22 protein-coding genes and 1 pseudogene are annotated in these 18,473 nt (G+C 72.3%); 9 read left to right on the top strand and 14 right to left on the bottom strand.

Annotation, left to right across the window (positions count from 1 at the left end; all coding sequences use genetic code 11):
• Window positions 1–11 precede the first annotated feature (11 nt).
• From CRP55_RS42585 to CRP55_RS42575, 3 genes are read right to left on the bottom strand one after another with little or no spacing between them, the layout of a single operon-like run.
• Entirely contained in the window at window positions 12–671 is a 660-nt protein-coding gene (locus tag CRP55_RS42585) for an ABC transporter permease (protein ID WP_097327777.1), read from the bottom strand.
• On the bottom strand, window positions 668–1,303 hold the full coding sequence (locus tag CRP55_RS42580; protein ID WP_097327711.1) for an ABC transporter permease: 636 nt from the start codon (window positions 1,301–1,303) through the stop codon (window positions 668–670). Before CRP55_RS42580 ends, CRP55_RS42585 begins: the two co-directional genes overlap by 4 nt.
• Window positions 1,300–2,313, bottom strand: a complete 1,014-nt coding sequence (locus CRP55_RS42575) for an ABC transporter ATP-binding protein (protein WP_097327710.1) — start codon at window positions 2,311–2,313, stop codon at window positions 1,300–1,302. Before CRP55_RS42575 ends, CRP55_RS42580 begins: the two co-directional genes overlap by 4 nt.
• 116 nt (window positions 2,314–2,429) lie before the next feature.
• Between CRP55_RS42575 and CRP55_RS42570 the strand changes: the two genes are divergently transcribed.
• Window positions 2,430–3,863, top strand: coding sequence for an aromatic amino acid lyase (locus CRP55_RS42570; RefSeq protein ID WP_097327709.1), 1,434 nt, complete (start codon window positions 2,430–2,432; stop codon window positions 3,861–3,863).
• Here the strand turns inward: CRP55_RS42570 and CRP55_RS42565 are convergent.
• On the bottom strand, window positions 3,836–4,354 hold the full coding sequence (locus tag CRP55_RS42565) for a cysteine dioxygenase (protein WP_097327708.1): 519 nt from the start codon (window positions 4,352–4,354) through the stop codon (window positions 3,836–3,838). The genes CRP55_RS42570 and CRP55_RS42565 overlap by 28 nt on opposite strands.
• Window positions 4,351–5,238: an amidohydrolase family protein gene (locus CRP55_RS42560; RefSeq protein ID WP_097327707.1), complete on the bottom strand. Its 888-nt coding sequence runs from the start codon at window positions 5,236–5,238 to the stop codon at window positions 4,351–4,353. Before CRP55_RS42560 ends, CRP55_RS42565 begins: the two co-directional genes overlap by 4 nt.
• Window positions 5,239–5,355: 117 nt before the next feature.
• Here CRP55_RS42560 and CRP55_RS42555 point away from each other — a divergent pair, with 117 nt between their 5' ends.
• Complete coding sequence (locus CRP55_RS42555; RefSeq protein WP_097327706.1) at window positions 5,356–6,348, top strand: LacI family DNA-binding transcriptional regulator; 993 nt, start codon at window positions 5,356–5,358, stop codon at window positions 6,346–6,348.
• Here CRP55_RS42555 and CRP55_RS42550 read toward each other — a convergent pair.
• Together CRP55_RS42550 and CRP55_RS42545 are read right to left on the bottom strand one after the other, a co-directional pair.
• A complete protein-coding gene (locus CRP55_RS42550; RefSeq protein WP_097327705.1) occupies window positions 6,266–7,699 on the bottom strand; it encodes an aromatic amino acid lyase in 1,434 nt (477 codons plus the stop codon). The genes CRP55_RS42555 and CRP55_RS42550 overlap by 83 nt on opposite strands.
• Window positions 7,696–8,700: an ornithine cyclodeaminase family protein gene (locus CRP55_RS42545; RefSeq protein ID WP_097327704.1), complete on the bottom strand. Its 1,005-nt coding sequence runs from the start codon at window positions 8,698–8,700 to the stop codon at window positions 7,696–7,698. Before CRP55_RS42545 ends, CRP55_RS42550 begins: the two co-directional genes overlap by 4 nt.
• Before the next feature lie 57 nt (window positions 8,701–8,757).
• Between CRP55_RS42545 and CRP55_RS42540 the strand changes: the two genes are divergently transcribed.
• Window positions 8,758–9,579 (top strand): MurR/RpiR family transcriptional regulator, encoded by an 822-nt coding sequence (locus CRP55_RS42540; RefSeq protein WP_097327703.1) that lies wholly within the window; start codon window positions 8,758–8,760, stop codon window positions 9,577–9,579.
• Here the strand turns inward: CRP55_RS42540 and CRP55_RS42535 are convergent, their stop codons facing one another.
• Window positions 9,580–9,798, bottom strand: coding sequence for a hypothetical protein (locus tag CRP55_RS42535; RefSeq protein WP_179855580.1), 219 nt, complete (start codon window positions 9,796–9,798; stop codon window positions 9,580–9,582).
• A gap of 112 nt (window positions 9,799–9,910) precedes the next feature.
• Here CRP55_RS42535 and CRP55_RS42530 point away from each other — a divergent pair, with 112 nt between their 5' ends.
• Window positions 9,911–10,717: a ketopantoate reductase family protein gene (locus tag CRP55_RS42530; protein WP_179855579.1), complete on the top strand. Its 807-nt coding sequence runs from the start codon at window positions 9,911–9,913 to the stop codon at window positions 10,715–10,717.
• On the opposite strand, the gene CRP55_RS42525 is transcribed toward CRP55_RS42530, so the two are convergent.
• Entirely contained in the window at window positions 10,704–11,378 is a 675-nt protein-coding gene (locus CRP55_RS42525) for a winged helix-turn-helix transcriptional regulator (protein ID WP_097327700.1), read from the bottom strand. The genes CRP55_RS42530 and CRP55_RS42525 overlap by 14 nt on opposite strands.
• A 53-nt stretch (window positions 11,379–11,431) precedes the next feature.
• Between CRP55_RS42525 and CRP55_RS42520 the strand changes: the two genes are divergently transcribed.
• Window positions 11,432–12,079, top strand: a complete 648-nt coding sequence (locus CRP55_RS42520) for a maleylpyruvate isomerase family mycothiol-dependent enzyme (RefSeq protein ID WP_097327699.1) — start codon at window positions 11,432–11,434, stop codon at window positions 12,077–12,079.
• On the opposite strand, the gene CRP55_RS42515 is transcribed toward CRP55_RS42520, so the two are convergent.
• Together CRP55_RS42515 and CRP55_RS42510 are read right to left on the bottom strand one after the other, a co-directional pair.
• Entirely contained in the window at window positions 12,066–13,346 is a 1,281-nt protein-coding gene (locus tag CRP55_RS42515; protein ID WP_097327698.1) for a glucose/sorbosone family PQQ-dependent dehydrogenase, read from the bottom strand. The two genes, CRP55_RS42520 and CRP55_RS42515, sit on opposite strands and share 14 nt — an antisense overlap.
• A gap of 56 nt (window positions 13,347–13,402) precedes the next feature.
• Window positions 13,403–14,380, bottom strand: a complete 978-nt coding sequence (locus tag CRP55_RS42510; protein WP_097327697.1) for an aldo/keto reductase — start codon at window positions 14,378–14,380, stop codon at window positions 13,403–13,405.
• A 103-nt stretch (window positions 14,381–14,483) separates the two neighbouring features.
• Here CRP55_RS42510 and CRP55_RS42505 point away from each other — a divergent pair, with 103 nt between their 5' ends.
• Window positions 14,484–15,317 carry a helix-turn-helix transcriptional regulator gene (locus CRP55_RS42505; RefSeq protein WP_097327696.1) on the top strand — a complete coding sequence of 278 codons (834 nt, stop codon included), beginning with the start codon at window positions 14,484–14,486 and terminating at the stop codon, window positions 15,315–15,317.
• On the opposite strand, the gene CRP55_RS42500 is transcribed toward CRP55_RS42505, so the two are convergent.
• The gene (locus CRP55_RS42500; protein ID WP_097327695.1) at window positions 15,314–15,751 is read right to left on the bottom strand and encodes a MarR family winged helix-turn-helix transcriptional regulator; all 438 of its coding nucleotides are present in this window, start codon (window positions 15,749–15,751) and stop codon (window positions 15,314–15,316) included. The two genes, CRP55_RS42505 and CRP55_RS42500, sit on opposite strands and share 4 nt — an antisense overlap.
• A gap of 66 nt (window positions 15,752–15,817) precedes the next feature.
• Between CRP55_RS42500 and CRP55_RS42495 the strand changes: the two genes are divergently transcribed.
• The 3 genes from CRP55_RS42495 to CRP55_RS42485 are packed head-to-tail and all read left to right on the top strand — an operon-like array spanning window position 15,818 to window position 17,920.
• Window positions 15,818–16,174 carry a VOC family protein gene (locus CRP55_RS42495; protein ID WP_097327694.1) on the top strand — a complete coding sequence of 119 codons (357 nt, stop codon included), beginning with the start codon at window positions 15,818–15,820 and terminating at the stop codon, window positions 16,172–16,174.
• A 1-nt stretch (window position 16,175) separates the two neighbouring features.
• Window positions 16,176–17,009, top strand: coding sequence for a DNA-3-methyladenine glycosylase family protein (locus tag CRP55_RS42490; protein WP_097327693.1), 834 nt, complete (start codon window positions 16,176–16,178; stop codon window positions 17,007–17,009).
• Window positions 17,006–17,920: an aminoglycoside phosphotransferase/kinase family protein gene (locus tag CRP55_RS42485; RefSeq protein ID WP_097327692.1), complete on the top strand. Its 915-nt coding sequence runs from the start codon at window positions 17,006–17,008 to the stop codon at window positions 17,918–17,920. The genes CRP55_RS42490 and CRP55_RS42485 overlap by 4 nt, the downstream gene beginning before the upstream one ends.
• 3 nt (window positions 17,921–17,923) lie before the next feature.
• Here CRP55_RS42485 and CRP55_RS42480 read toward each other — a convergent pair whose 3' ends face one another.
• Complete coding sequence (locus CRP55_RS42480; protein WP_097327691.1) at window positions 17,924–18,253, bottom strand: hypothetical protein; 330 nt, start codon at window positions 18,251–18,253, stop codon at window positions 17,924–17,926.
• Between the two features lie 75 nt (window positions 18,254–18,328).
• Window positions 18,329–18,469 (bottom strand): annotated as a pseudogene (locus CRP55_RS53630) (cyclic-phosphate processing receiver domain-containing protein); the annotation flags it as partial.
• Between the last annotated feature and the right edge of the window lie 4 nt (window positions 18,470–18,473).

The raw sequence follows: 18,473 nt of genomic DNA, 5'->3' as shown, positions 1-18,473 counted from the left end.
CACAATCTCCTTCAGAAGCGCCCGGAGACACCGGGCGACACGACCCAGCGCTGCACGAGCGCCAGGAAAAGGTCGAGCACGACCGCCAGCACCGCGACGACGATGGCGCCGGCCAGCACACGGGAGTAGTCGTTGACGGCGAGGCCGTCGATCAGGAGGCGGCCGAGGCCGCCGAGGCCGACCGCGGCGGCGACCGTCGCGGTGGCCACCACCTGGAGGGCGGCGCTGCGGAAGCCGCCCATCATCACGGGCAGCGCCATCGGCAGCTCGACGCGGGTGAGCACCTGCCAGGGGCGCATGCCCATGCCTTTGGCGGCGTCGACCACGCGCCGGTCGAGGGTGCGCATGCCCGCGTACGCCGACGTGAGGATGGGCGGGATGACGAGCACGGTCAGGGCGATGAGCACGGGCAGCAGGCCGAGGCCGAGCAGCGTGACCATCAGCATGAGCAGGCCGAGGGTGGGCAGGGAGCGCCCGGCGTTGCCGGCGTTGATGGCGATGAACGAACCCTTGCCGGTGTGCCCGATGTAGAGGCCGATGGGCAGGGCGATGACCGTGCCGATGAGCAGGGCCAGGAAGACGTACCAGAGGTGGGAGAGCAACAACTGCGGGAAGCCGCCGGCGGCGCTGGGATCCCAGTTGGCCGGGTCGAAGAGGTACGAGAGGTTCATGCGCGGGCCCACGGGGTGACGGCGCGCTGGATCAGCACGATGATGAGGTCGGCCACCGCGGCCAGCAGCACCGACAGGACGATGCCGACGATGATCGGCTCGAGGTAGAAGAGCTGGAAGCCGCGGGTGAACAGCTGGCCGAGGCCGCCGATGCCGATCAGGGCGCCGACGCTGACCAGGCTGATGTTGGCCACTGTGGCCACCCGCAGGCCGGCCAGGATGACCGGCAGCGCGACCGGGAGCTCGACGTCGATCAGCCGGCGGGTGCGGCGGTAGCCCATCGCGGTCGCGGCCTCGTTGACCAGCTTGTCGACCGAGCGCAGGCCGTCGGCGACCGTGCGGGCCAGCAGGGCCACGGTGTAGATGGTCAGCGCCACGATGATGTTGAGCGGCGACAGGATCTTGGTGCCGAGCACGACCGGCAGGAAGACGAACAGCGCCAGCGACGGGATCGAGTAGAGCACGCCGCAGACGTTGACCAGCGGGTGGTAGAGCCACGGGAAGCGCACGCCGAGGTAGCCGACGGGCAGCGCGATGACGAAGCCGAGCAGCACCGGCACCAGCGCCAGGTAGAGGTGCTGCCGCAGCGCGGCCAGCACCGTGTCCGAGTTGTTCTGCAGGTACTGGATCACGAGGCGCGCCGCTCCATCAGGTAGTCGACGAGGTCGTGATGCCGGACGATGCCGTCGCACACGCCGTTGTCGTCGACTCGGACCGCGATGCCGACCGGTGAGCTGATCGCCAGATCGGTGACGATCCGCAGGGAGTCGGCCTTGGTGAAGGTTCCGGCGATCGCGCGGTCGCCGGAGGCGGTGCGCCACGCGATCGGGCGGCCGCCTTCCAAGATCAGATCGGCCGACGAGGCCGGGGGGACCACTGGCACGTCGGCCGCGGAATCGAAGGAGAGGCTCCGCAGGCCCCGGTCGCGCCCGACGAACGACGCCACGAACTCGTCGGCCGGGGCGTCGAGGAGCTCCTGCGGTGTGCCGAACTGAGCGAGGACCCCGCCCTGGCGCAGGATGGCGACGTAGTCACCGAGCTTGATGGCCTCGTCGATGTCGTGGGTGACCATCGCGATGGTCTTGCCCAGGTCTTGCTGCAGGCGCAGGAACTCGGTGTGCAGCTGAGCCCGGACGACCGGGTCGACCGCGCTGAACGGCTCGTCCATCAGCATCACCGGCGGGTCGGCGGCCAGCGCCCGGGCCACACCCACGCGCTGCTGCTGCCCGCCGGAGAGCTGCGCCGGGTAGCGCTTGGCGAACTCGGTGGGCAGGCCGACGCGCTCGAGCAGCTCCAGCGACGCCGTGCGCGCCTCGCGCCGGGTCTTGCCCAGCAGCATGGGCACGGTGGCCACGTTGTCGAGCACCGTGCGATGCGGGAACAGGCCCGCGTGCTGGATGACGTACCCGATGCCGCGGCGCAGCAGGGCCTCGTCCTGACCCGACACGTCCTGGCCGTCGATCAGCACGCGGCCCGAGGTCGGCTCGACCATTCGGTTGATCATGCGGAGCGAGGTGGTCTTGCCGCAGCCGGACGGACCGACCAGAACCGTCATCTTTCCGGTCGGCAACTCCATCGAGAGGTGGTCGACCGCGGTACCGCCGCCGGGGTAGATCTTGACGACGTCCTCGAAAGTGATCATGGTTCTCCTGGGCGGTCGTCTGAATGGCGCTATTCATACTTGCGGTGTAGTGAATAGGCTGTCAACGGAAGGCCGGAGCCCGTTACGGTCCGGAAACCTTCAAGCTGGAGATCACTATGGGGGTGTCGCTCGACGGCCGCACCTTGACGCTCGAGGGTCTGGTCGCCATCGCCTCCGGCACGGCCGGCGTCACGGTCGACGAGGCGGCACTGCGCCTGATCGACGAGCGTCACTCGCTGCTGCAACTCGCCCGCGAGCACGGCGCGGTCTACGGCGCCAACACGGGCGTCGGCGCCAACCGTCACGAGCGCACGTCCGAGGGTCACGGCCTGCGGCTGCTGCGCAGCCATTGCGCGGCGGTCGGCCCGGAGGTCGACGACGTCACGGCCCGGGCGACCATGGCCGTACGGCTCAATCAGATCCTGGCCGGCGGCAGCGGCATCTCCCGGAGCGTGGCCGAGTCGCTGGCCGCCGCGCTGAGCGCCGGCGCCGTGCCCGCCCTGCACTCGTGGGGCGCGATCGGCACCGGCGACCTGGCCTCGCTGGCCGAGCTCGCGCTGACGCTGGCCGGCGAGCGCCCGTGGCGTTCGGGCAGCGCGCCGGCCACGCTGATCAACGCCACCGACGCCCTGCCGATGATCAGCTCGAGCGCGCTGACCGTGGCCACGGCGGCGCTGGCGCTGAGCCGCGTCGCACACCTCCTGGACGCGTCCATAGTGGTCGCCGCGTTGTCCTTCCTGGCGCTGCGCGGCAACCCGGAGGCCTTCCACCCGGCCGTGCACACGGCTCGCGCCCACCCCGGTCAGCTCGAGGTCGCGGCGACCATGGGCCGCCTGGTGGCCGGGGCCGGCGAGCCCGCGCGCATCCAGGACCCGTTCGGGCTGCGGGTCCTCCCCCAGGTCACCGCGCCGGCCGCGCACGCCGTGCGGCAGCTGCGCTACGTGCTGACCGAGGAGATCAACGCGGCCGTGGAGAACCCGCTGGTCACCGCGGACGCCGTGCTGCACCACGGCCAGTTCCACACGGCGACGGTCGCGACCAGCCTCGACACCCTGCGCGGTTCGTTCCTGCCGGTGCTGGCCCTCTCGTCGGCCCGGCTCGGCCTGCTGATGCGGCCCGACATGACCGGGCTGCGGGCGTTCTTGGCCGACGGCCCGGCCGGCAGCTCCGGCCTGATGATCAGCGAGTACGTGGTGCAGGACGTGCTGACCGAGATCCGCGTCGGCATGCAGCCGATCTCGGCCGGCACGCTGACCATCTCGCTCGGCCTGGAGGAGCACGCCAGCTTCGCCACCCAGGGCGCGCGGGCGCTGCGGGCGATGGCCGACCTGGCGCCGACGCTGCTGGCGGCCGAGCTGGTGGCCGCGGTCCGGGCGCTGCGGATGGCGCCCGGCCGGTTGCCCGAGGGGCCGGCTCAGGACGCGTACGACATGGTCTCGAAGGTCTTGGACCCCGAAGCCGGCGACCGGCCGATCGGCATCGATCTGACCGCCGCGGCCGAGGTGTTGCCGCGGCTGGCGAGCTACAGCGGGCGCAGCTCGTCGGCGTAGCTGACGGCCTTGCGGCGCATGACGCCGCTCTCGCTGATCGAGTATTGCCCCATGCGCCAGAGCGGCGGCGAGTACGCGTGGATCGACACCGACCCGTCGACGGCGCCGGACATGCGGTGGATGTGGTCGGGCCCGAAGGCGAAGGCCCGCCCCGCACCGACGACGCGGTTCACCGGCTCGCCGCCCATCCGCGGGTTGGCCTCGTTGACCGCGCCCCGGGTGACGGCGACCGCGCCCGAGGAGATGTCGTGGTCGTGCCAGCCGGTGTCGTCCTCGGTGTTCCAGCAGAGCACCCACACGTCGATGTCGCTGTCGCGGTAGAGCGAGGCGTAGTGCCGCTGGCCGGTGTCGTGCCGCACGAGCGGCTCCCACAACTCCGTCCTGGTGGCCAGCTCGCTGACCCACGACTGCAGCTCCTTGGGGCTGAGCACCCGGCCGGGCAGATCGGGCAGGCGCGCCGGATCGGTGACCGCGACGGTGTCGGTCGTCATCTCGGTTCTCCTGTCAGCAGATGACGGGGGTTGGCGGTGAACAGCGCGTGGCGGAACGCCTCGCCCAGGCCGGGGTCGACCGGTTCCGCGTACGGGCGGTCGGAGCCGTGCACGAGCGGGTCGACGCCGACGACGCGGGTGAGGGCGTCGATCGCGCGGGTGCCGTACGAGCTGGTCTCGTAATAGACGTACGGGTCGAGCGGGCCCAGCGCGCCGCCGCGGGCGGCCAGGCGCTCGTGGTGCAGCGGGGCGAGCCCGGCCAGGGCGACGAAGGCGATCCGCAGCCGCGGGTGCTGTTTGCGGCCGGCGACGTGCCAGGCGAGCCAGGCGCTGTGCATCTGGGCCACGTACGGGACCATGGCCGGCCACCACGACGGCGCTCCCGGGTCGCAGGCGGGGGCCGGGCCGGGGTGGACCAGCACCGGCTTGTTCGCCCGCTCGGCCTCCTGGAGCAGCGGGCCGATCCGCTCGATGGCGGCCGGGTCGCCCAGGGCGGTCGCGGGCAGCTGAACGCCGACGACGCGGTCCTCTGTGAGGATCTTGGCAAGGGTCGAGGGGTCGGGCGCGGCGACGTTGGCGGCGGCCCAGATGCGGAACGGGTCGGGCAGCGCCAGGCCGCTCTCGTGCCAGACATCGAGCAGTTCCGGCGATTCCAGATATTCCATACCTAGCGGAGAGGAGATGGAGAGGATCACCGTCTCCTTACCCACAGCGATCTCCACGGCGCGGCGTTTCTCCACGTCATGGGCGTGCGGGTCGACCTCGTACGGCGCCTCGCCGGGCAGATACAAGGTCCATTCGCGCAGGTAGGGATAGTCTTCACGGCGCCGGAGAGCCTCCACCAGGCGCGCCGGCCAGAGGTGCTGATGGCAGTCGATCAGCATGGCCGGGTCTCACTTTCCGTGCGAGGGAAGCGCTTCACAAGTACTCAAAAGTGAAGCGCTTCCCCACCGTACCCGCAACGTGATCCCACCCTACGGAACGGGTGTTACCCTCAGTCGATGTCACGGCAGCAACCGCGACGGACCCTCCAGGATCTGGCGACCGCCGCCGGGCTGTCCCTGGCCGCCACGTCGTACGCACTGCGCGGCGTGCGCGGCTCCCCCGACACCATCCGCCGGGTGCGCGAGCTCGCCGACGAGCTCGGCTACACCGTCGACCCGATCGCCCGGGCGCTGGCCAGCGGGCGTACGGGATCGATCGGGGTCTCCGGGTCCCTGCGCGACCTGTGGCAGCAGGATCTCTCGGTGCTGCTGACCCGGGCCCTGCGCAGCCGGGGCCGGTACGCGACGATCGCCGACGCCGACGCCGACCCCTCGCAGGAGCGGCTGATCGTCGAGCAGTTCGCCGCCCAGCGGGTCGACGGCGCCATCGTCTCCCCGGTCGACCCCTCGGCGTCGTACTGGCGGCTGCTCGCCCCGGAGGTCGCGGTCGTCTCGCTCGGCGACGCCCTGACCGAACGGCCGGGCTCGGGCTGCGTGCTCTTCGACAACGAGTACGGGGTGACGGCCGCGCTGCGCCACCTCCAGGAGCTCGGTCACCGGCGCGTCGGCATGCTCGCGCCGTCGCTGCCGTCCACGCCGGGCCGTCCGTCCGAGGTGCTGGCGCCGCGCATCGCGGCCTCGATCGGGCTGGAGCTGAGCATCGTCTCGGCGCCGGCCGCGACCACCGAGGCTGTCACGGTCGTGTCGGCGCTGCTGGCCGACCGGGGGCGGCCGACCGCGCTGTTCTGCCTGAGCGACTCACTGGCCTTCGCCGCCTATCACGCGGCGCGGGCGACCGGGCTGCGCGTGCCGTCCGACGTCTCCGTCATCGGCTACGACGACCATCAACTGGCCGCGCTGGTCAGTCCCGGGCTGACCACGATGGCGTGGGACGAGGACGCCATCGTGGAGTCGGCCGTGGGCCAGCTCATCGACCGGTCGGCGGCGCCGTCGCCGTTCCGCCCGTCGCTGGTCGAGCGGGGATCGACCAGCCGTCCGCCAGCCGGGTGACGTAGCGGTCGATCTCCGGCCCGTAGGGCCGGTCATGGGTGCCGCCCGGCCCGCCCGGGTCGCTCGGCCCGCCCGGCGCCGTCGGCTCACCCGCCTCGTCGCGCGGGAGGCGCAGGCGGCGGCCCTGCTCGACCGCCAGGATCTCGCAGGCGAGGACGTCGCGCAGGCCGGCCACGACCTCCGTGAAGCACTCGTACGCCTCGAAGCCGAAGCTCTGCACGTCCTCCTGGCCGGTCGACGTCTCCATCGGGCCGATCAGCGCCGGCAGCGCGAACCTCCGCAGCCGGTGCGCGCTGCCGACCGCCCGCTTGTGCACCGAGACCATGCCGGCGTGCCGTCCGGGCGCGTCCGAGAGCTGCCGGGGCAGGCCGGTCACCTGCGGGTCGAGCAGCCGGTGGAGGCGAGCCGCGCCGACCTCGGCCAGGTGCACGAGAGCAGCCGTCAGGGCACTCAGCGCGGCGGTCAGGTCGGTTCCCGCAAAACCGGCCGTGCCGACGAAACGGCCGTCCAGGTGGGCCGGGGAGTCGGTGACGGCGGTCAGGGCACGGTCGACGGCGGCGTCGACCGCTGCGGCGGCCCGCAGGGTGACGGCGAGGGCGGGCGCGGTGACGCGGAAGGACACCGGGGCCTGGAGCGCCCGGGCGGGTGCGTCGCCGCGCCGATCGGACAGCGCGGCCAGGATCGCGGTGAGCTCGGCGTCGCCGCGGGCGGTGGCCGGGTGCAGCGGGTCGCGGCTGGCCCCGATCAGGGCCATCTCGTCGCCGGCGACGGCCACGACCTGCGCGACGAGGGTCCGGGCCGCCGCCGCCGCGAGCACGGACAGGCCGGTCAGGCCGGGCACGCCCTCAAGAAACGCGACGCCCTCCTTGGGGCCGAACGAATAGCCGCCGTCGAGGACGGCCAGGCCGAGGTGGGCGAGCGGGATGATCTCGCCGGCGGCACCGCCGCGCAGCGGGATCCGCGGCTCGGCGCCGGCTTCGAGCATGGCGGCCAGGTGGGTGCAGAGTTGGGGCGAGACTCCGGCCGCGGGGTCCAGGAGATTCCTCAGGCGTACGGCGATGAGCGCTCGCGCCTCCACGGGGCGCAGCCACGGCGCGGAGCCGGCCGCGCGGCCCGCCATCAAGGTGTTCTGATGCTGCTTCTGGGCCTCGGCGTCGAGGCGTACCCCCGAAAGCGCACCCATCCCGGTGTTGACGCCGTAGACCGGTTCGTCGCCGTCGAGGTCGTTCAGCGTCGCCGCGCGGGAGGCTTCCAGGTCTTTCAGGAGGTCGGCGGACAGCTCGGGGAACGCTCCCCCGGCGATGTCGGCGACGGCGGCGCGATCCAGGTCGGCCGGTCGGGTGATCCTCATCGGTATCGCAGCATCGTGCCGGCGCCGGCGGCCTCGGCGCGGGTCAGGATCAGATGGGCGAGGGCGACGTCGAGAATCGACAGGCCTCGGTGCCACAACAGGATCCGCTCCTCGGGCGACTCGCGGCCCGGCTTCCGGCCGCTGACGATCTCGCCGAGCTGGGCGTAGAGGCTCTCCTCGCTCAGGCGGCCGGTGTCGACGTGCGCGCGCAGCGCACCGAAGCGGCCCGACTGCGACTCGCGCCAGTCGTCGACCACCACCTTGTCCATGACGTCGAGCAGATCGAGTTCAACGGCGCTGACGGTGCCGTACGGCACCACGAAGGCCCCGGGTCTGACCAGAGCCGTGCGCAGGAGCGGCCGGGGCTCGGTCAGGCGTGACGCCTCGACCAGGATGTCGGCGCCGTCGAACACCTCGTCGGCGGTCTCGACGACGCGGACCGGGGTGTCGGTGGCCTCACGCAGGCGCGCGCCGAAGGCTTCGCGCGACTCGGCCCGGCGGCTGGTCACCCGGATCTCGTCGAGGTCGAACAGCCGGTCCAGCAATGTGATGTTGGCGAAGGCGGTGCCGCGGGCGCCGACGTGGCCGAGCACGCGCGAGTCGGGGCGGGCCAGATATCTGGCGCCGACGGCGGTCATGGCGCCGGTGCGCATCTCGGTGATCCAGGTGGCATCCATGATGGACAGGGGTACGCCGGTGTACGGGTCGAGCAGCGTCACCATGGCCAGCTCGCTGGGCAGGCCGCGCTCGTAGTTGGGCACGAAGTCGCCGACCACCTTGACGCCGGCCACGCCGTTTTGTCCGAGCGTCGAGACATGCCCGCGCAGGATGTTGAAGTGGCCGACGCCGCCGTTGTCCGGCACGAGGTGCATGCGGGGCTCGAAGACGGTCTCGCCCCGGCCGTGCGCGGCGACGACCGATTCGACGGCGGCGATCGCGTCGTCCGGGCCGACGCCGAGCTCCTCGATGTCCGGGCCGGAGAGGAACCGCAGATGAATCATCGAATGCACCCTTGTCCGATCGTGTTTTAGGCTATTCAGGGTAGATCGGGGGCGGGCATGGACATCGGACAGGCTGAGGATTGGCTGCTCGACCTCGCCCGGCGGCATCGGCTCTCGCCCTCGCAGCGGCAGATCGTGCAGCGCATGCTGGGCATGTTCCCGGACGTGGCGTTCCTGTCGACCATCGAGATCTCCAAGCGCGCCGGTGTGAGCCAGCCGACCGTGACCCGCTTGGCGACCGCTCTCGGCTTCGCCGGCTACCCGGATTTCCGGGCCGCCCTGCGCGAGGCCGTGCTGCCCTCTTCCGCTCCCGCCGCTCGCGTGCCCTCGCCCCGGCACAGCGCGATCGATCAGGAGACGGCGAATGTCGCCGGGCTGGCGCGGGCCGCGCGCTGGATGCCCGCGGCCGTCGAAGCCTTGGCGGCGACCGCTCCCCTGGGCGTGGTCGGGCTGCGCGCCTCGGCCGCCCTCGCCGACTATTTCGGATATTTCGCCCGACGAGCGCTTCCGGCGGTCAAGGTGTGCACGGACGCGGGCAGTGCCGACGACTTCGTGCTGCAACTACGGCAGGAGGGCGCTTCGGCCGCGCTGTTCTTCGCGATGCCCCGCTACCCGGCCGGAACGGTCTCGGCGATACGGCTCGCGCGCGGGCTCGGGCTGACCACCGTGGTGATCGCCGACACGGCGCTGGCGCCCTTCGCCGGCGACGCCGACGTGCTGCTGGTGGCGCCGGTCGGCACCGGCCTGGTCTTCGACTCGCACGCGGCGGTCGTGGTGCTGGCGATCAGCCTGCTCGACGCGATCGCCGCCACCGACCCGGGAAGAACCCAGGAGCGCCTCGAGGCTCACGAGGCGCTCGTGGACCGTTGGGTCTACTAGTTACTGGCCCGACGCGGACAGGATCTCCCGCGCTTCGGCCTCATCTCCGGGGGCGACGTACACATGCACGCCGTTGAGCTGTAACTGCGGTTCCTGCTGGCCCGCGTCGTCCGCGGACACGCCCACCTTGAGCCCGTAGCTGCGCAGCAGACCCGCGATGATCTCCGCCTCCGACCGGCTGGTGACCACCGCGACCGACACCACATCCTCGCTAATCATGGGTCCAAGTGTGGCGTACGTTGCACTTGCCGGCGGAAGCAAGATGTCCATCTCCGCGCTCGTGCGCCTTTTCACTGCTCACGGCCGGTTTCCGCGTGGCATCGTTCGACCGGTGAAAGTTGCGATCATCGGCGGCGGCGCCATCGGCACCGTCTTCGCGGCCGTGCTGCACGGGGCCGGCCACGACGTAGTCCTCTGTGCCCGGCGCTCGCCCGCCGGCGGCCCGAGAGTCGACCCGCTCGGCCCGGTCCGCCTGCCCGTGCTGACGGACCCGGCCGAGGCGAGGCCGGCCGACTGGGTGATGGTCGCCACCAAGGCGTACGACGTGCCCGGCGCCGCCGGCTGGCTCGGCGCCCTGGTCGGCCCGCACACCCGGGTCGCGGTGCTGCGGAACGGCATCGACCACGCCGCCCGGCTACGCCCGTGGCTGCCGTCCGGCACGCGGGTCGTGCCGGCGCTCATCCACCTGGCCGTCCAGACCCTGTCGCCCGGCCACGTCGACTGGTCCTTCGGCGACACGGTGCGGGTTCCCGCCGACGCCACCGATTTCGCCGCCCTGTTCGCGGGCACGCCGCTGCGGATCGTCCCGAGCGCCGACTTCGAGCAGGCCGCCTGGCGCAAGCTCCTGCTCAACCTGATGGTCCCGTCCGACCCTGTCATCCGCGCCCTGGCCCCGGCCCTGCTGGCCGAGGCCGTGACGACCGCCCGCGCCGCCGGCATCCCGTTGCCCGACGAGGCGATCACCGAGACCATCGCGTACGCCGACGGCGCCTCCACGCACCACGGCCGCCCCACCGAACACGAGCTGATCGTCGGCGCCGTGGTCCGCACCGCCGCCCAGCACGGCGTGGACGTCCCCGCCGCCCGTACCGTCCTGGCCCTGATGCGGGGCATGAACTCCCCGCTCAGCCTGCGCTGAGCCGGGTCGCGCCGAGCAGTGCGCGGACCGCCGCGGCGTCGCCGCTCACCGCGACCGCGGGCTGATCCTCGATCCGGCCGTCACCGATGATCAGCGCCTTCCACGCGGAGGTGGTCGTCTCGACCCGGGCGTCGGCGTCGCCCGGATCCGGCGCCCGGACGACGCCGGTGCCGTCCGGGCCCACGGTCGCGAGGTACTCCACCGGATCGCTGCCCGGAGCGCGGGAGTCGGTCAGCCGCAACGCGACCCGCCGGGACGCGCCGGCGACCGGCCGCGCGTGTGCCCGCATCGCGAGGACCAGCGTGTCCGGGCTCATGTCGGCCTCCAGCGGCAGGCGCGGCGATCGCACCGCCCACCGGGACAGGGCCGCGTTGACGTCCTCGAGCTCGCGCCCCCAGTCGGTGAGGTCGTAGACGGCGGCGTTCGCCGGGCGGGGCAGGGCGCGCCGCACGACGATGCCCGACTCCTCCAGGTCCTGCAACCGGCGCGAGAGGGCGCTCGGGCCGACGCCGGGAATGTCGCGCTGCAGGTCGGCGAAGCGCTTCGGTCCCAGAACGAGCTCGCGCACGACGATGAGGGCCCACCGCTCACCGATCAGGTCGAGGGCGTGCGCCGAGGCACAGCCGTCGTTGTACGAGCCGTAGGTCCGTCGCGTCGCCATCGGCCCAGCTTAACTACTTGCACCGTAGTGAACACTACTGTTTTAGTAGCACGATGAACGAGACCCGCGCCTCCGTTTGGACCACCGTTCATCGCGAGCGCGCGGCGCTCGCCCGCGACCTCGGCACGCTGACGCCCGGCCAGTGGGCCGCCCCCACTGCCTGCGCCGGCTGGGACGTGCACGATGTCGTGGCCCACCTGGTCGACAGCGCCCGGACGACCAGGATGAGCTTCGTCCGGGACATGATCGCGGCCCGTTTCGACTTCGACCGCCAGAACGCCCGCGGCGTCGCCCGCGAACGGCGGGCCGGCCCCCGGCAGACCCTGGCCGCGCTCCGGTCGGTGGTGGAGGCCACCAGCACACCGCCGGCCGCGATCGCCACCCGTCTGGTCGAGGCCTTCGTCCACGGCGAGGACATCCGGCGGGCCACCGGGCTGACCGGCGACTACCCGGCCGGCCCGGTCGGGCAAGCGCTGGAATACCAGCTGCGCACGACCGTCGCCATGGGCGGCGGCAAGCAGCGCGCCACCGGGCTGCGGCTCGTCGCCACCGACGCGCCCGTCGACGCCGGCTCCGGGCCGGAGGTGCGCGGCAGCGCCCTGGCCCTGTTGCTCGCGGTCTCCGGCCGGCCCCTGCGGCCGGGCGAGCTGACCGGCCCGGGCGCCCACGACCTCGAGGGACGCCGGGTCAGCCCGCGGTGAACTCGAGAATCGCCCCCGGATCGGCCAGCCGGCTGGTCGGCTTGCCGGCGAGGTCGTTGGTGGACCCGGCGGCATCGGTCGCCACGAAGAACGTCCGGCCGTCCTCGCCGACGGCCACGTCGCGGTAGCGATTGACCGTGCGCCACAGGGTTTCCGTCTTCCCGTAGCGGTCCACCCGGTAGACCGCGCCGTTCTTCAGCGACGGAATGAGCACCGACCCCTCCCAGCCCTCGATGGCCGCCGAGTTGTCCACCTCGGCGCTGGACGGGGCGATCGTCGGCCAGCACAGGTGGCCGCACTCCCCCTCGAACTCGTGGTCGTCCGGCACGGTGAAGAAGGTCCGCAACGGCGGCACGAAGTTCAGGTCGGTGAACGACGACTCCTTCTGCCGCGGCACGGACGGCGGGATCCGGTAGTCGCTGAAGGCGAGGCGGCGGCAGTCCGGGGCGGCCGACCAGTTCGCATAGACGTACGCCTTGTCGTCGCGATAGCCGGCGACGCGCGGCCATCCGTAGTTGCCGCCGGGCCGGATCAGGTTCAGCTCGTCGTCGGTCTTCGGCCCCTGCTCGGTCGAGTAGAGCCGGCCGGCCGCGTCGAACGCGATGCCCTGGGCGTTGCGATGTCCGTACGAGTACACGTGACTGCGTACACCCGCAAGAAAGGGGTTGTCGGCCGGAACCGAGCCGTCGGTGTTCAAGCGCAGAATCTTGCCCTGATAACGCGTGAAGTCGCTGCCCGAGACCGGCAGATCCTGGGCGAGGTTGGCGTCGCAGGCACGCTCGAACTGGTTCGCGCCGCCGTCACCGACCGTCAGATAGAGCTTGCCGTCCGGCCCGAGCACGAGCCGCCCCGACACGTGGTCGATGGTCGCGGGCAGCCCGACGATCACGTCCCGGGGCTCGCCCATCGTCCCGGCGGCGGCGTCGTAGGTGTAGCGGGACACGTTCAGCGGCCCGTTCGTATAGGCGACATAGACGTACGGAAGGTCGAGCGCCATCCCGAGCAGTCCGTCCTGCGTGCCCGCGGCCCGGCTCGGCACCGTCCCGACCACCGTCCGCGCCCCGCTGCGGGGGTCGATCCGGGTGACCCGCCCCGCCGTCCGCTCGGTCACCCAGAGGTAGCCGTCGGGTCCTCTGAGGACCTCCCACGGATTGTCGAGGCCGTCGGCCACGACCCGCGTGCTGAACGGCGGCTCGGGAAGCGCCGCCGGCACCAGCCCCAGCACCAGTCCGAGCACGGCCCCGAACACTTGCACGAACCTCGTCATGCCCCGTTTGTCGCACACCACCGACCATGCCGCGGCGATTTACCCGTTACAGCCCTCTAATTGCCGACGCCGAGAGCGGCCATGAAGGCGGCTGGGTAGCGGTCGCCGCGGGCTGAGCCCTTCGGGACGGCCTTCTCGATGACGGCGAGCTCGTCGGTGGTCAGGCTGAGGTCCAGGGCGGGCAGCGCCTCGGCCAGCCGGGGCCGGGTGCGGGCGCCGACCAGCGGGACGATGTCCGGGCCCTGCGCGGACACCCACGCGATGGCCAGCTGGGCGACCGTGCAGCCCCTCGCCTCGGCGATCCGGCGCAGCTGCTCGACCAGCGTCAGGTTGTGCTCGACGTTGCCCGGCGCGAAGCGTGGGCCACGCACCCCTTTCCCGGCGCTCCAATGACCGGAGATCAAACCACGGCCGAGGACGCCGTACGCGGTCAGGCCGATCCCGAGCTCGCGCAGCGTGGGCAGGATTTCGGGCTCGACCGCCCGGGACAGCAGCGAGTATTCGATCTGCAGGTCGGCGATCGGGTGCACCGCGTGGGCCCGCCTGATGGTTTCCGGGCCGACTTCGGAAAGGCCGATGTGGCGTACGTATCCGGCCTCCACCATCTCCTTGACGGCGCCGACGGTCTCCTCGATGGGGACGGCCGGGTCGAGCCGGGCCGGGCGGTAGATGTCGATGTGGTCGACACCCAGGCGGGTCAGCGAGTAGGCGAGGAAGTTCTTCACCGCCTCGGGGCGGCCGTCCTGCGGGCCGGCTATCGGGCCCGGCCCGCGCATCTGCCCGAACTTCACGCTCAGCACGTAGCTGTCCCGGTCGCGGCCGCGCAGCGCCTCGTTGAGCAGCAGCTCGTTGTGGCCCATGCCATAGAAGTCGCCGGTGTCGATGAGCGTCACCCCGGCGTCCAGGGCCGCGTGCACGGTCGCGATGCTTTCGCCGCGGTCGGCTTCGCCGTACGGGCCGCCCGACATTCCCATCGCGCCCAGGCCCATCGCCGACACCACGGGGCCCGTGCGCCCCAATCGCTGATTTCTCATGGCTTGAGCTTGGGCGCTCGTCACGGCGTACGAAATCGGAGTCTTCATCATGGGAGAGCCGCTCCCTGGATGCGCGCCGCTCCGGCGCGGGAGCATGAAGGGCATGGAGCGTGAGCAACTGGCCGACTTCCTGCGCCGCCGCCGCGAGGCGATCCGGCCGGCCGAGGTCGGCATCGGCGACGGGCCGCGGCGCCGCACGGCCGGGCTGCGGCGCGAAGAGGTGGCCATGCTCGCCGGCATGTCCGTCGACTACGTCGTGCGCCTCGAGCAGGGCCGCAGCAGTCAGCCGTCGGCCCAGCTGCTGACCGCGCTGGCCCGGGCCCTGCGGCTCTCCGACGACGAGCGGGCCCACCTGTTCCATCTGGCCGGGCATCAGCCGCCGCCGGCCGACGGCGTGGCCCGGCTGGCCCGGTCGGGCCTGCTGCGCATGCTCGACCTGCTCGGCGACAACCCGGCCATGGTGCTGTCCGACCTGGGCGAGGTGCTCGCGCAGAACCGGATGAGCCGGCTCATGGCCGGCGATCTGACCCGGTTCACCGGCGACGACCGCTACATGATCTACCGCTGGTTCACCGATCCCGCCTCCCGCGGCGTCCGCCCGGAGGCCGAGGCCGCCCACCACTCCCGCCAGCTCGTCGCCGACCTGCGCGCGGTGGCCGGCCGCCGCGCGGGTGACCCGGTCGTCGAGCGCCTGGTGGCTCGGCTGGAGGCGGACAGCGACGAGTTCCGCGCCCTGTGGTCCGAGCACGAGGTGGCGGTCCGCCGGATGGACCGCAAGACGCTGACCCACCCGAGGGTCGGCGACCTGGTGATGGACTGCGAAACCCTGGTCACCCCCGACCTGGGCCAGGAACTGCTGGTCCTGACCCCGGCCGACACCGAGACCCGCGAGCGCCTCGCCCTGCTGGCCGTTCTGGGTGTCGAGGAGTTCGCCTAATAGTTCAGCGCCTCCGCGCACGCGGCGAGATCGGCCACGAACCGGCCGACCTCCTCGCGGTCGAAAGCCGCGGTCATCCGGCGCTCGACGGCGGCGACGATGGCGCTGGCCTCGGTCAGGATCTCCCGGCCGGCGTCGGTCAGCTGCGTCGGCAACGCCCGTCCTTGAGGCGCTGTGGCGGCCCGCTCCAGCAGGCCCCGTTCCTCGAGGCCGAGCAGAAGCGCGTGCATCGACTGCCGGGTGACGAAGACCGCGCGGGCCAGCTCGGCCGCCGACAGTCCCGGCCGCTGACCCAGCACTTCCAGGCACGAATACTGCGACACCGTGAGCGCCAGCGGGCGCAGCGCCGCCTCCATGGCGACCCGCAGCGCCATCGCGGCCTGCTTCAGCGCGTAGCCCACGGACCGGTCGAGATCACCCACGCCTTGCGTCATGTCAGTATCCTGACATACGCTGGACATGTCAGTTGCCTGACATAGCCGTACGAGAGGATCTCTCCCATGCCGGTCACCGGACCCGACTTCATCTCCCTGCAGGTGCGCGACCTCGACACCGCCGCCTCCTTCTACGAAACCCGGCTCGGCCTGCGCCGCGCCGCCGGCCCGCCCCACGCGGTCGTCTTCGACACCAGCCCCGTCCCGTTCGCCCTGCGCACCCCGCTCCCCGGCACCGACCTCAGCCGGCCCGGCAGCGGCGTCGCCCTGTGGCTGCTCGCCGACGACGCCCAGTCCCTGCACGACGACCTCGCCGCGGCCGGCGTCCCCATCGTCAGCGACCCCGTCGACGGCCCGTTCGGGCGCACGTTCACCTTCCGCGACCCCGACGGCTACGCCATCACCATCCACGACAAGGCCTGACATGGCGCGGCTCACCTCCGTACACAATGTGCAGGGCCCTTGGTCCTTGGCCGTTTGCCGCGCCTTCTGGGAAGGTTTCGGCCCGGCCGCCCTGCGCGACCAGCCCTCATCGGCCGCCGAACTGCGGACCGTGTTCCGCGCCGAGCACGACTGGACCGTCGCCACCGCCACCGTCCGGCAGGACGGCCCGTCCGCCCACATCACCGTCGAAGGCCCCGGCGACCTGGACGCCGCCACCGCCCAGGTCGTGCGCTTCCTGTCCCTCGACATCGACGCCCGCGGCTGGCCGTCCGTCGGCGACCGCGACCCCGTCATGGCCGAGGCGCAGAAAGCCATGCCCGGCCTTCGGCCGTGCGGCTTCCTTTCCCCCTACGAGGCCGCGGCGTGGGCGGTTCTGACCCAGCGCGTACGCCGAACGCAGGCGGCCCAGCAACGCGCGGCGCTCCTGCGCAACGGCGCCTTCCCCGCGCCACAGGAACTCCGGGCCCTCGACCTCGACCTGTTCGGCCGCAAGACCGAATATCTGCACGCGGTGGCCGAGGCCGCCCTGGACGGCCGCCTCGACGGCAGCCACCTGCGGGCGCTGGACGCGCCGTCGGCCGTCGCCGCCGTCCGCGAGATCACCGGCCTGGGCCCGTTCGGCGCCGAACTGGTCGTCCTGCGCGGCGCCAACCACCCCGACGCCGTCCCCCACCACGAGCCCCGCTTCCAGGCCGAGCTCACCAGGCACTACGGCTCCACCGCAACACGGGACCAGGTGTCGGAGGCGTGGCGCCCCTACCGCACGTGGGCGGCCTTCCACCTCCGGGCCCAGGCCGGAATGCCGGCCCGGTGAGCGAGCTGCCGGACTGGCTGCCCGCCTGGTGTCTCGGCCGGCTGGGCGGCGAACCCGCCGAGGTGCTGTTCAGCTCGCACCAGGTCTCGATGGTGTTCGGCCTGCGATTGGCCGGCGGCCGGGAGGTGGTGGTCAAGGCGCGCGCCGGCGTCAGCCGGGCCGCGTCGTGCGTCGCGGCGCAGACCTGGATGGCCGAACGCGGCTTTCCCTGTGCCCGGCCGCTCACGCCGGTGGACGAGGTCGGTGAGCTGGCCGTGCACGCCGAGGAGTACCGGCCCGGCGGCGAGGTGCGGCACGGCCATTCGGCCGGCACGGCCCGGCGCTGCGCGGAGGTGTTCGCCCGGCTGACGGCCGAGCTGGCCGGCGTGAACGTCGCGCCGCCGCTGCCGAACCCGCCCTGGGTCCGCTGGGACCACGCCGATCCGGGCCCCTGGCCGGCGATGGACTTCCTCGACAGCCGGGACCAGAGCGCGGTGCCCGGGCACATCGTCGAGACAGCGGAGCGGGCCCGTGAACGGCTGTTGGCCGGCGGCTTGCCGTGCGTGCTCGGCCACGCCGACTTCGAGGCGCAGAACCTGCGATGGCAGGGCCGGCAGATGTGGGCGGTGCACGACTGGGACAGCCTGGCCTGGCAGCCGGAGGCGGCGCTGGCCGGTGCGGCGAGCGGGGCGTTCGCCAGTGCCGGGCCGCCCACGCTGGCACCGGTCGAGGCGTCCGAGGCGTTCCTGGCGGCCTATCAAGGCGAACGAGGCCGCTCGTTCACAGCAGAGGAGTCGGAGATCGCCTGGGCGGCCGGCCTGTGGATGGCCGCGTACAACGCCCGGGAGATGGCCCTGTGCGGCGGCAGCCCGGCGGGCGCCGAAGCCGTGCTGGCCCAGGCCGCCGAACGCCTCCGCCGGGCCGGCGCATGAACCTCAGTCCTCGACGCCGTACACCTCGAACGTGTAGATGCCCGGCGCGGCCTTCTCGAGCTCGGCAGTGACGCGGTCACCCTCGGCGGTCCAGAGGCCGTCCTGGTCCCGCTGAATCGGCTCGGGCATCTGGCCGTAGACATAGCCCGAGTAGAGCAGGACGCCCAGCGAGTCGCCGTACAGCCGCGGACGCGCCGGCTCACCGTTCTCATCCTTGAGCCCCAGCCGAGCGGTCGCCTCCCTCACCAGATCCACGATGCGCTGCCGCTCCTCATCGTGCACGTCGGCGCCGTCGCGGCGGGAGACGAAAATCGCTGGGCCGAACGCGGACACGGGCGCTCCTTCAGTAAATGACATGCGGTCTCTGCGCTCCCGCAGCGTGCCGAAGCTTGATCACGCCGGATGGGTGGCGGAGTGAATGTAGACGGCGCCGATGTCGAGGGGCTCACCGTCGAACGCCGCGCGTTCCAGCAACTCGAAGACCGGCCAGATGGTGTCGTCGCCGCCCAGATCGTGGTCCAGCCACAGCTCGGCGACCCGACGGCCGCGCAAG

This window comes from Paractinoplanes atraurantiacus (assembly GCF_900215205.1).
In the GTDB taxonomy this organism is placed as follows: Bacteria; Actinomycetota; Actinomycetes; order Mycobacteriales; family Micromonosporaceae; genus Actinoplanes; species Actinoplanes atraurantiacus.
This window is presented reverse-complemented; position numbering and strand designations above follow the sequence as displayed.

Bases quoted from the DNA above. Each gene is read 5' to 3' on its own strand.
- CRP55_RS42520 (WP_097327699.1), top strand. From the start codon at position 11,432: ATGAACGAGACCCGCGCCTCCGTTTGGACCACCGTTCATCGCGAGCGC.
- CRP55_RS42515 (WP_097327698.1), bottom strand. From the start codon at position 13,346: ATGACGAGGTTCGTGCAAGTGTTCGGGGCCGTGCTCGGACTGGTGCTG.
- CRP55_RS42495 (WP_097327694.1), top strand. From the start codon at position 15,818: ATGCCGGTCACCGGACCCGACTTCATCTCCCTGCAGGTGCGCGACCTC.
- CRP55_RS42505 (WP_097327696.1), top strand. From the start codon at position 14,484: ATGGAGCGTGAGCAACTGGCCGACTTCCTGCGCCGCCGCCGCGAGGCG.
- CRP55_RS42510 (WP_097327697.1), bottom strand. From the start codon at position 14,380: ATGAGAAATCAGCGATTGGGGCGCACGGGCCCCGTGGTGTCGGCGATG.
- CRP55_RS42550 (WP_097327705.1), bottom strand. From the start codon at position 7,699: ATGAGGATCACCCGACCGGCCGACCTGGATCGCGCCGCCGTCGCCGAC.
- CRP55_RS42535 (WP_179855580.1), bottom strand. From the start codon at position 9,798: ATGATTAGCGAGGATGTGGTGTCGGTCGCGGTGGTCACCAGCCGGTCG.
- CRP55_RS42560 (WP_097327707.1), bottom strand. From the start codon at position 5,238: ATGCTGATCGACTGCCATCAGCACCTCTGGCCGGCGCGCCTGGTGGAG.
- CRP55_RS42565 (WP_097327708.1), bottom strand. From the start codon at position 4,354: ATGACGACCGACACCGTCGCGGTCACCGATCCGGCGCGCCTGCCCGAT.
- CRP55_RS42545 (WP_097327704.1), bottom strand. From the start codon at position 8,700: ATGATTCATCTGCGGTTCCTCTCCGGCCCGGACATCGAGGAGCTCGGC.
- CRP55_RS42525 (WP_097327700.1), bottom strand. From the start codon at position 11,378: ATGGCGACGCGACGGACCTACGGCTCGTACAACGACGGCTGTGCCTCG.
- CRP55_RS42500 (WP_097327695.1), bottom strand. From the start codon at position 15,751: ATGACGCAAGGCGTGGGTGATCTCGACCGGTCCGTGGGCTACGCGCTG.
- CRP55_RS42540 (WP_097327703.1), top strand. From the start codon at position 8,758: ATGGACATCGGACAGGCTGAGGATTGGCTGCTCGACCTCGCCCGGCGG.
- CRP55_RS42490 (WP_097327693.1), top strand. From the start codon at position 16,176: ATGGCGCGGCTCACCTCCGTACACAATGTGCAGGGCCCTTGGTCCTTG.
- CRP55_RS42570 (WP_097327709.1), top strand. From the start codon at position 2,430: ATGGGGGTGTCGCTCGACGGCCGCACCTTGACGCTCGAGGGTCTGGTC.
- CRP55_RS42555 (WP_097327706.1), top strand. From the start codon at position 5,356: ATGTCACGGCAGCAACCGCGACGGACCCTCCAGGATCTGGCGACCGCC.
- CRP55_RS42585 (WP_097327777.1), bottom strand. From the start codon at position 671: ATGAACCTCTCGTACCTCTTCGACCCGGCCAACTGGGATCCCAGCGCC.
- CRP55_RS42575 (WP_097327710.1), bottom strand. From the start codon at position 2,313: ATGATCACTTTCGAGGACGTCGTCAAGATCTACCCCGGCGGCGGTACC.